Below are 9221 nucleotides of genomic sequence, written 5' to 3'. Positions count from 1 at the left end.
GTCCTCGGCGGCCTGCTGGGCAACCAGGTCGGCAGCGGTCACGGCCGGCAACTGGCGACGGTCGCCGGCGCGGTCGGCGGTGCCGTCGTGGGCAACCAGGTGGAAGGCAACATGAAGGCCGACATCAGCTACGAGATCCGCGTCCGCCTCGACGACGGCACGCTGCGCACGTTCCACCAGCACAGCGCCCCGCCGTGGCGCACGGGCGACCGCGTGCGCATCGTGAAAGGATCGCTGCGTTCGGCGTGAGGGAACCCGCATCAACCGGTCAACCGGGGCTTCGGCCCCGGTTTTGTTTTGTCCAGCCGCGTGCTATGTTGGAGACGGGTGCGCGGCGTTTGCACCTTGCACGATCGCTCACTAAGTTTTCTTTTTCGCAATGTGCGTTGGCGCACGGATGAGTTTGCCTCCGCACAGCAGTATCGGCTTCGTACGGCAGAGCTCACTCAAGCGAAAGGACGCGACATGAACCGTCTGGCATGGATCGGCATCATTCTCTGGGGACTTCTTTTGACGGGCTTCGGCCTGGCAAGCGCTGAGCCGACACCGCAGGCGACGGCGGCCGAGCTGGCGGCGCAGGACGTCTTTTTCCTGATCACGGGCGGCCTCGTGACCTGCCTGATCGGCTTTCTCGGCCTGATGGGCTTCATGGGCTGGATTCCCGGCTTGCACAAGGAACAAAAAAGCGCGACGTAATGTACGGCATCGTACGGAATACAAAGCTTGTTAGTTCGATACTGGAATCACGGCACAGCAACGCCGGTCAACCATGAGGACACTATCATGCTCTACACAATTGCCGTCATTCTCATCATTCTGTGGCTGCTCGGTCTGGTAACTTCCTATACCGTCGGCGGTTTCATCCACATCCTGCTGGTCGTCGCCGTCATCATGATCCTGGTGCGCCTGATCAGTGGCCGAGGCATATAGCAGTATCATAGCGGCACGCGGCGTCGTGCCGGACCGCAGTGACCTGCGGACCTGACCGATCCGTTTCGCGGTCGCGCCCACTGCTGCGGGTGCGACTACGAAACGGATATTTTTTTTTGAAGGAGACCACCATGAAAACAACCCTGATCCGTTCCACCCTGTGCGCCACCGCCTTCGCCGTGGCCGCCACCGGCTGCGCCGACATGAGCCAGACCCAGCGCGGTACTGCGACCGGCGCCGGCGTCGGTGCCGGCCTCGGCGCGATTCTCGGCGCCACGACGGGTGGCGCGGTGCTGGGCGCGGCGGCGGGCGCCGTCGTCGGCAACGTCTGGTCGCGCCACATGGAACAGCAGCGCCAGCAGATGGAACAGGCCACGCGCGGCACCGGCGTGCAGGTATCGCAGACCTCGGACAACCGCCTGAAACTCGAGATCCCGAGCGACGTCTCGTTCGACACGAACCGCTCCGACATCAAGCCGAACTTCCGCCCGATCCTCGACCGCTTCGCCCAGACGCTGAACGAAAATCCCGCCACCAACGTCACCATCATCGGCCACACCGACAACACGGGCAGCGACCAGATCAACCAGCCGCTCTCGCTGGACCGCGCCGCCCACACGCGCGACTACCTGACGGCGCGCGGCATCAATCCGGCCCGCATCACCGTCGAAGGCCGCGCCTCCCGCGAACCGATCGCCAACAACGACGATCCGGCCGGCCGCGCGCGCAACCGCCGCGTCGAGATCTACGTCAGCGAACCGGCCCGCCAGGGTTGACCGCACGGGCGCGCGCGCCCGTCCATGACGCGCACGGTGTATCCTCGGGCAAGGCCAACCACAGGAGATGCCATGTCCCGCGACACCGTGCGCATCGTCCGCGAGGAGATCCTCTCGGACCATTATCTGCCTCTCAAGAACGTCACCTATGCCCAGCGTCGCCAGGACGGCGAACTGCAGGTCCAGTCGCGCGAAATCTACGACTGCGCGGACGGCGCCGCCGTGCTGCTGTACAACCGCGCCCACCGGTCGGTGGTGCTGACGCGCCAGTTCCGCCTTGGCGCCCGCCTGGCCGGCCACGATGGCTACCTGCTCGAAGCGGCGGCCGGCATGCTGGACGGCGCCGACCCGGCCGAACGCGCCATCGCCGAAGCGCGCGAGGAAACCGGCTACGACATCGACCACGTGCAGTCCGCGCTGCAGCTGTACGTCAGCCCGGGATCGACGACGGAACGCATCCACCTGTTCGTCGCAGAGTATGATCGCGCGCGGCGCTGCGACGCGGGCGGCGGCAATCCCGGGGAAGGCGAAGACATCGAGGTCGTGGAACTGGATTTCGACGACGCCCTCGCGCTGGTCGAGACGGGCGACATCGTCGATGCCAAGACCGTCCTGCTCCTCATGTACCTGGAGCGCAAGGTGCTGGGACGGCATGGCGAGGCGTCGTGACGCCGCCCAATATTTAAAAGGAAGAAATAACGATGAACAAATCCATTGCATCCGTCCTCGTGCTGTCGTGTGCCTGCGCCGCGCTCCCGGCTGGCGCCCAGACGCTGAAACCCGGCCTGTGGTCGCTGTCGAACACGATGACGTCGAGCGACCCGCAAATATCGCAGGCGATGTCGGCCATGCAGCAGCACATGGCCAACATGTCGCCCGAGCAGCGCCAGCAGATGCAGAAGATGATGCAGCAGAATGGCGTGCAGCTCGACGTCGGCGCCAACGGCGCCCTGCAGACCAAGATGTGCATGACGCGCGAGATGGCCGAGCGCAAGGAATTCCCGGTCCAGCAGGGCGATTGCAGGCAGTCGTTCACACAGCAATCGGCGACCCGCGGCCACATTACGTTCACCTGCACGAAACCGAAGGTGAGCGGCGAAGGGGACCTGGTCGCCGACAACGACACGAGTTACCGGGCGCGCATGAAGATCCGGAGCGAAGAACAGGGGCGCAACCAGACCGTGGACATGGATGTCAGCGGCAAGTGGCTGTCGGCCGACTGCGGCACCATCCGTGCGATCCCCATCCCCCGCGCAAAGTAGTAGCGATTGACCCCAACGGGATTTCCGGGCCAGGCCGCGCGCCTGGCTTTTTTTCGTCAAACTATTTCTCCAATTCGGGGTCAGAGCCCATTCGTTTGCAAATTCGGGGTCAGAGCACATTCTGGATCAATGTTCCAGCGCAGAGCTGGCCTCGGCGGCCATCGACGCGCCACCATCGGTATCCGCAAGACTGTCTCTGCGAGCGTACGTGCGGGTCATCCGCTCGCGTGTGAAACTCACTCTACGGACATTGCCCCAAAATGTGCTCTGACCCCGAATTTCGTGAAAAATGTGCTCTGACCCCGAATTTTCTGACCTCGAATTTTTGTGTCAGGTAGTCTCGGTAAACGCGAGGTAGAGGTCGCGCGCCTGTTTCGCAATTGGGCCAGCCGGCAGTTCGCGCGATTCGTAGCGCGTGCACGGCGCAACCTTGCCGTAGTTGCCGGTGTTGAAGATTTCGCGCGCCGTGTCCAACTCTTCCGGCCTGACGGTGCGCTCGACGACCTTCACGCCGGCCTCGCCCAGCAGCGCGATCACGCGGGCACGCGTGATGCCGGCGAGGAACGTGCCGTTCAGCGCGGGCGTGACGACCTCGCCGTCGGCCGTGACGAGGAACAGGTTCGACGTCGCGAACTCGGCCACGTTGCCCGCCGAGTCCAGCAGGACGGCGTTGTCGAAGCCGCGTGACTTTGCCTCGCGCAGCGCGCGCGCCGTGTTGGCGTACAGCGCGGACGCCTTGGCATCCGTCGGGGCCATCGTCGGCTCCGGACGGCGCAGCGCCGACAAACAGGCCGAGAAGCCGGAGAACGGCGGCAACGGCGCGTCGAACAGCGTCAGCGCGAAGGCGGCCGCTTCCGGCGTCGGGATCAGGAAGCCTTCGGAGGCGAACACGAGCGGACGGATGTACAGCTCCGCGTCGGCCGGAAAGCGCGCGACGCCTTCGCGCACGAGCGCTTCCATCTCGTCCACGTTCAGCGGGCACTGCAGGCCCAACTTGTCCGCGGATGCGATCACGCGCTCCAGGTGCGGACGCAGGTCCGGCAGATGGCCGCGCAACGCCCGCGCGCCGTCGAAGACGGACGAACCCAGCCAGACGCTGTGGTCCATGGCACCGAACAACGGCGTATTCCCTTCGGCCCATTGGCCGTTATAGTAAGTCAGATACATGCTGCTCCCCAGTGATGACGTCAGGCATCAAGTGTAACGCAGGCCTGCCTGCTCGGTTCGTCACCGTACAGTGGCCGCCGCGTATCCGCGCGTACACTGACCTTTCCTAGCTGCGAAGATTCCCATGCTCTCGATTCTCGAACATCTCGACCCGGACAGCGACCGCATCGACCTGCTGGTCGACCTGGTCGACCGGTTGCGCCCACGCCGCGCAAGCGACCACGACTACGCGCGCGCCCAGGTGCGCACCTTGACCCAGCTGCTGAAGGGTCATCCCGGCCAGGCCTGGACGCTGCGCCGCTACCTGACCCGGCTGCTCGAAACGCGCCGCCACACGAGCCTGTATTCCGACGTCGGCATCCTGTCGAACGATGGCTTCTTCACGGAACTGAAAAAACGCATCGCCTACCGCATCCTGCCGCCCGCGCTGGACGATTTATACCTGTCCGACACGCTCGACCGCGTGCTGTGCCGCGAAGACGATTACCAGTGGATCCGCGCCGTACCGAACGCCGACTGGCTCGAGCTGTTCGACGTGGTCGCGAACGCCGCGCCGCCGGACGGCGCGGAGCACGAATCCGCCGAGTCCTCGCGCGCGCGCAGGATCGTGCTGGCGGGCCTGCTGGACGCCATCCGCACCCTGTCGTGCCGCGTCTGCGCGCTGGGCCTGGAGCCGCGCCTGATCCACGCGCACATGGAAATCGAGGAAGTGGACTCGCCCTTCCTCATGCAGAACATCGAGGCGAACAAATACCTCGACGACTACGGCCGCCTGATGTGCGGCGAGGTCGACACGATGGAAGACGCGCGCCACCTGCTCGTCATGCTCGACCAGTGCGAAGCGGTCGTGCTGAAGATCCGCAGCAAGGCCCTCGCCTCCGGCACGAGCGTCGCGCTGACCTATCTGCTCGTCGCCCTGACGCAGAGTATCGACCGCCTGAGAAAGCTGCTGTTCCTCGTCGACACGAGCGGAGAACTGCCGTCCGCGCCCACCGTGGACGTGGAAACGCTCGCGAACGAGGCGACGCCGCCCACCGAGCCGCCGACGAGCCTGCGCCGCGCAGCCGCCGTCGACCTCGCCCAGGAACTCGCGGAAGCGCACAACACGAAGTACCAGGTGCGCGGCCTGCTGCGCGACAACATCGACCTGCTGGCGCGCAACGTGACGGAAAACGCGAGCCGCACGGGCGAGCACTACATCGCCGAGCGGCGCGCGGACCTGCGCGGCATGTTCGCGTCGTCGGCCGGGGCCGGCATCATCATCGGCTTCATGGCGCTCATCAAGATCCTGATCTCGTACCAGCACCGCGCCCCGCTGATCGAAGCCCTGCTCTACAGCCTCAATTACGCGGCCGGCTTCATGCTCGTGCACGTGCTGCATTTCACCATCGCGACCAAGCAGCCGGCGATGACGGCCGCGCGCATCGCCGCCGCCCTGCACGATACGGCGCAGCGGGGCTCGAGCCGGCGCCAGGTCGACGTCGACAGCATGGCGGCCCTCGTGAATAAAGTGTTCCGGACGCAGATCGTCGCCGTGCTGGGCAACCTCGCGACCGTGATCCCGGTCGCGTGGGCCATCGCCCTCGCCTGGTACTGGATCTTCGGCACGCACCTGGTGAACCCGGTCAAGGCGGAGCACCTGATCGCGGACAGTCACCCATGGCATTCGCTCGCGCTGCTGCATGCCGCGATCGCGGGCGTGTGGCTGTTCGTGTCGGGGCTCGTGTCCGGCTACTACGACAACAAGGCCATGTACACGCGCATGGGCCAGCGCGTGCAGCAACTGCGCTGGCTGCGCCGCCTGCTCGGCGAGGAACGGCGTGCCCGCTTCGCCCGCTACGTCGAGGACAACCTGGGCGGCCTGATGGGCAACTTCGTGTTCGGCATGCTGATGGGGATCACGGGCACCGTCGGCTACCTCCTCGGCCTGCCGCTGGACGTACGCCACGTGACCTTTTCATCCGCCAATCTCGCCATCGGCTTCGTCGGGCTCGGCCAGCAGGTCGATCCGGAAACGATCGCCATCACGTTCGTCGGCATCGCCCTCATCGGCATGGTCAACCTGCTGGTGAGCTTCGGCCTCGCGCTGTGGGTGGCGCTGCGGGCGCGCAAGGTGCGCTTCCGCAACGGATTCCGCCTGCTGCGCGCACTGGGCCGCCGCCTGCGGGCAGCGCCGCTCGACTTTTTCATCGGACCGCGCGACCTCGACGAGGCCGTGGTTGCCAACCCGAGAGGTTTCAAATGAGACTCCGACAGCGCTTTGCACGTTACTGTTCCCCGTTCGCCTGGCTGCTGACCCTGTGCCTCAGTTGCGGCGTCGTCGCGTGCAAGTCGCTGCCGGATGTCGAACCCGAAGCGCCCGCGAAGGCCGTGCCCACGATCGCGACGACCAAGGGCGCCCTGGCGCCGAAGCAGGCGTCCGCCCTCGTGGCGCGGCGCTGGGCCAATGCGAGCGGCAACCTGAAGGCGCTGGCGGCGCTGGAAGAACAGGCGACGGGCGTCCCCCTCATCGCGGGCAACAAGGTCATGCTGCTGTTCGACGGCCCCGCGACGATGCGCGAAATGATGGCCGCCGCGCGCGCCGCCACCAGTTCCATCAATCTCGAAACCTATATCTTCGACCAGGACCAGGTCGGGATCGAATTCGCCGACGTGCTGATCGAGAAGCAGCGCCAGGGCGTGGCCGTGAACGTGATGGTCGACGCCGTCGGCGCCCTCGCGACGCCGGCCGCCTTTTTCGACCGCATGCGCCAGGCCGGCATCCGCGTGCTGGTCTTCAATCCGGTGAATCCCGCCAAGGCGCGCGGCAAGTGGGAGCTGAACAACCGCAACCACCGCAAGCTGATGGTCGTCGACGGCAAGGTCGCGTTTACGGGCGGCATCAACATCAGCAGCACGTATGCGAACAGCTCGCTGTTCCGCTCGCGCCAGAAGCCGAACCAGGTCGACGGCGACAAGGTCGGCTGGCGCGACACGCACGTCAAGATCGAAGGCCCGGCCGTCGCGCCGCTGCAGTGGTCGTTCGTGAACCTGTGGGTGCAGCAGGAAGGCGGCGAGCTGCCGCAGGCCGAATATTTCCCGACGCTGGCGCCCGTCGGCGACAAGATCGTCCGCGTGCTCGCGTCCGACCCGGCTCACGAATCCGACATCTACAAGGCGCTCGTCGTCGCGATCAGCGAGGCGAAGAAATCGATCCACGTCACGTCGGCCTATTTCGTGCCGGACCAGCAGATCGTCGACGCGCTCATCGCCGCGGCGAAACGCGGCGTGGACGTGCGGCTCGTGCTGCCGGGCGTCTCGGACCACAGCCTGATCCGCTACGCCGGCCAGGGCTTCTACGACCAGTTGCTGGCCGGCGGTGTGCGTATCTTCGAGCTGCAGATCGCGGTGCTGCACGCCAAGACGGCCGTGATCGACGGCGGCTGGTCGACGATCGGCTCCGCCAACATCGACCGGCGCAGCTTCATCCACAACTACGAACTGAACGTGGTTGTCATCGATCCGGCGTTCGGCGCGGCGATGGAAAGCGCGTTCAACGAGGATTTGAGGGACTCGAAGGAAGTCACGCTGGAAAGGTGGCGGCACCGGCCGTGGTCCGACCGGATCAAGGAATGGATGGCGCGGCTCGGAGAATATTGGATCTGACCCGTCGCCCCCGCGAAGGCGGGGGTCCAATTTTGCATGAGCCGTCGATACGCGTACTTGGGTCCCCGCCTGCGCGGGGACGACGTTGCCATGCGCCTGCGGCTAAATTCCGGCCGCCATCATCCCATCCGGCACTTCCGTCCAGACGTTCCCGCTGCGCATGAACTTCTCCGTGTTCAGCACCTGGAACTGGTTGTGCACGCTGTCCCAGCCGTAGCGGTCGACTTCGATACGCTGGGGCTCGATACGGAGCACGTTGAACGAATTCACTTCACCCCGCCCGCGCGTGGAGGTCGCCGTGCCGGCCTGCACGACGAGCGCGGCGTATTCGCTGATCTTGTAGCGGGCCTGCGTGTTGCCCGCATGGCTCATGTGCAGGTGGCCCGCCATCAACAGGTCGATGCCCAGTTCCGCGAACACGTCCATCGCCATTTGTGCGCGGTCGACGAGGTCATCCTCTTCGGCGCCCTTTGGCAGGTCGAACGGATGGTGCGTGACGACGACGCGCGTAACCTCCTTCGGCAGTCCCGACAGGGTCGCGCGGATCTTGTCCACCTGTTCCTTGTTGACGCGGCCGTCCTTGAACGTGAGCGAACGCGCCGTGTTCACGCCCAGCACCGCGATCTCGTCGTCGATATAGACGGGGTCGAGGTCGTCGGTGATGTAGCGCTTGTAGCGGTCGAGCGGCAGCAGGAACCGGCGGAACACGTTGTACAGCGAAATGTCGTGGTTGCCCGGCACGATGATCTGCGGGCCCGGCAACGTATCGAGCCAGGCCTTCGCTTCCTCGAACTGCTCGCTCCTGGCGCGCTGCGTCAGGTCGCCGGACACGACGACGACGTTCGGCGCCAGCTTGTGGACCAGTTCGCGCAGCGGGTCGAGCAGCATGGCGTCGACGCGGCCGAAGTGCAGGTCGGACAGGTGGACGAGTGTGCGCATGGGGTTCCCCTTTCCGTTATGGTTGATTGACGCCATTCTCTCCCGGAGGCACCAGCACCGTCAGTGCGCCAGGCCGCATCCGGTAGCGTAACGGCGGGTGCATTTCCGTCACTTCGCCATCGGTCGCCACGAGCAGACGGTGGCGGTGCGTGTCGATGTCGAACTCGGGCGCCGTCAGCACGTCGAAGTCGCGCTCCTGGCCGAGGCGCCCGAGCAGCGCATCGAACGCGAAGCGCAGCAGGCCCAGGCGCGTAGGATGCTGCGCCACGTACAGGCTCAGCACGCCCTCGTCGAGGCGCGCCCGCTCGCCGATCGCCAGGCCCTGCATCGTGTAGGCGTTGTTGCCGATGAAGACGAACGGCGTGCGCCGCGCGAGCCGCTCGCCGTTGACGGTCAGGCGCATCGACAGGAACGGATAGCGGCGCCGGTGTCTTATACACATATGACGCTGCCGACGAATATAGAGGTGTAGATGACGGTGGGGGCCGTTTCATTAAAAAAA

Annotated in this window: 11 protein-coding genes; 8 read left to right on the top strand and 3 right to left on the bottom strand. The window is 65.5% G+C overall.

The genetic code is table 11. The features are described 5' to 3' along the window. From ACEN88_RS17650 to ACEN88_RS17625, 6 genes are all read left to right on the top strand, one after another. A partial coding sequence (locus tag ACEN88_RS17650; protein WP_413341590.1) for a glycine zipper 2TM domain-containing protein occupies positions 1-249 on the top strand: 249 nt, incomplete at its 5' end. 216 nt (positions 250-465) lie between these two features. Beyond that, positions 466-696, top strand: coding sequence for a hypothetical protein (locus tag ACEN88_RS17645; protein ID WP_413341589.1), 231 nt, complete (start codon positions 466-468; stop codon positions 694-696). A gap of 87 nt (positions 697-783) precedes the next feature. Continuing rightward, complete coding sequence (locus tag ACEN88_RS17640) at positions 784-930, top strand: lmo0937 family membrane protein (protein WP_105378160.1); 147 nt, start codon at positions 784-786, stop codon at positions 928-930. Positions 931-1061: 131 nt separating this feature from the next. Further along, positions 1062-1706 carry an OmpA family protein gene (locus ACEN88_RS17635; protein ID WP_413341587.1) on the top strand — a complete coding sequence of 215 codons (645 nt, stop codon included), beginning with the start codon at positions 1062-1064 and terminating at the stop codon, positions 1704-1706. 72 nt (positions 1707-1778) lie between these two features. Continuing rightward, positions 1779-2375 (top strand): NUDIX domain-containing protein, encoded by a 597-nt coding sequence (locus tag ACEN88_RS17630; RefSeq protein WP_413341585.1) that lies wholly within the window; start codon positions 1779-1781, stop codon positions 2373-2375. A gap of 32 nt (positions 2376-2407) precedes the next feature. After that, positions 2408-2968, top strand: coding sequence for a DUF3617 domain-containing protein (locus ACEN88_RS17625; protein WP_413341584.1), 561 nt, complete (start codon positions 2408-2410; stop codon positions 2966-2968). Positions 2969-3298: 330 nt separating this feature from the next. Here the strand turns inward: ACEN88_RS17625 and ACEN88_RS17620 are convergent, their stop codons facing one another. Then, positions 3299-4135, bottom strand: coding sequence for a branched-chain amino acid aminotransferase (locus ACEN88_RS17620; RefSeq protein WP_413341582.1), 837 nt, complete (start codon positions 4133-4135; stop codon positions 3299-3301). Positions 4136-4259: 124 nt separating this feature from the next. Between ACEN88_RS17620 and ACEN88_RS17615 the strand changes: the two genes are divergently transcribed. Next, on the top strand, positions 4260-6380 hold the full coding sequence (locus ACEN88_RS17615; protein ID WP_413341580.1) for a site-specific recombinase: 2121 nt from the start codon (positions 4260-4262) through the stop codon (positions 6378-6380). Next, positions 6377-7780: a cardiolipin synthase gene (gene cls / locus ACEN88_RS17610; RefSeq protein WP_413341578.1), complete on the top strand. Its 1404-nt coding sequence runs from the start codon at positions 6377-6379 to the stop codon at positions 7778-7780. Before ACEN88_RS17615 ends, cls begins: the two co-directional genes overlap by 4 nt. A gap of 102 nt (positions 7781-7882) precedes the next feature. Here cls and ACEN88_RS17605 read toward each other — a convergent pair whose 3' ends face one another. Both ACEN88_RS17605 and ACEN88_RS17600 read right to left on the bottom strand, forming a co-directional pair. Beyond that, complete coding sequence (locus tag ACEN88_RS17605; RefSeq protein WP_413341576.1) at positions 7883-8719, bottom strand: metallophosphoesterase family protein; 837 nt, start codon at positions 8717-8719, stop codon at positions 7883-7885. Between the two features lie 16 nt (positions 8720-8735). After that, positions 8736-9161, bottom strand: coding sequence for a diacylglycerol/lipid kinase family protein (locus ACEN88_RS17600; RefSeq protein ID WP_413341574.1), 426 nt, complete (start codon positions 9159-9161; stop codon positions 8736-8738). Positions 9162-9221 lie beyond the last annotated feature (60 nt).

The sequence above is a fragment of the Massilia sp. CT11-108 genome, from assembly GCF_047302915.1.
Classification (GTDB): domain Bacteria; phylum Pseudomonadota; class Gammaproteobacteria; order Burkholderiales; family Burkholderiaceae_D; genus Telluria; species Telluria orientalis.
This window is presented reverse-complemented; position numbering and strand designations above follow the sequence as displayed.

What these genes read in the sequence shown, in the direction of transcription:
- ACEN88_RS17635 (WP_413341587.1), top strand. Translation starts at nt 1,062, where the DNA reads ATGAAAACAACCCTGATCCGTTCCACCCTGTGCGCCACCGCCTTCGCC.
- cls (WP_413341578.1), top strand. Translation starts at nt 6,377, where the DNA reads ATGAGACTCCGACAGCGCTTTGCACGTTACTGTTCCCCGTTCGCCTGG.
- ACEN88_RS17615 (WP_413341580.1), top strand. Translation starts at nt 4,260, where the DNA reads ATGCTCTCGATTCTCGAACATCTCGACCCGGACAGCGACCGCATCGAC.
- ACEN88_RS17605 (WP_413341576.1), bottom strand. Translation starts at nt 8,719, where the DNA reads ATGCGCACACTCGTCCACCTGTCCGACCTGCACTTCGGCCGCGTCGAC.
- ACEN88_RS17630 (WP_413341585.1), top strand. Translation starts at nt 1,779, where the DNA reads ATGTCCCGCGACACCGTGCGCATCGTCCGCGAGGAGATCCTCTCGGAC.
- ACEN88_RS17620 (WP_413341582.1), bottom strand. Translation starts at nt 4,135, where the DNA reads ATGTATCTGACTTACTATAACGGCCAATGGGCCGAAGGGAATACGCCG.
- ACEN88_RS17600 (WP_413341574.1), bottom strand. Translation starts at nt 9,161, where the DNA reads ATGTGTATAAGACACCGGCGCCGCTATCCGTTCCTGTCGATGCGCCTG.
- ACEN88_RS17625 (WP_413341584.1), top strand. Translation starts at nt 2,408, where the DNA reads ATGAACAAATCCATTGCATCCGTCCTCGTGCTGTCGTGTGCCTGCGCC.
- ACEN88_RS17640 (WP_105378160.1), top strand. Translation starts at nt 784, where the DNA reads ATGCTCTACACAATTGCCGTCATTCTCATCATTCTGTGGCTGCTCGGT.
- ACEN88_RS17645 (WP_413341589.1), top strand. Translation starts at nt 466, where the DNA reads ATGAACCGTCTGGCATGGATCGGCATCATTCTCTGGGGACTTCTTTTG.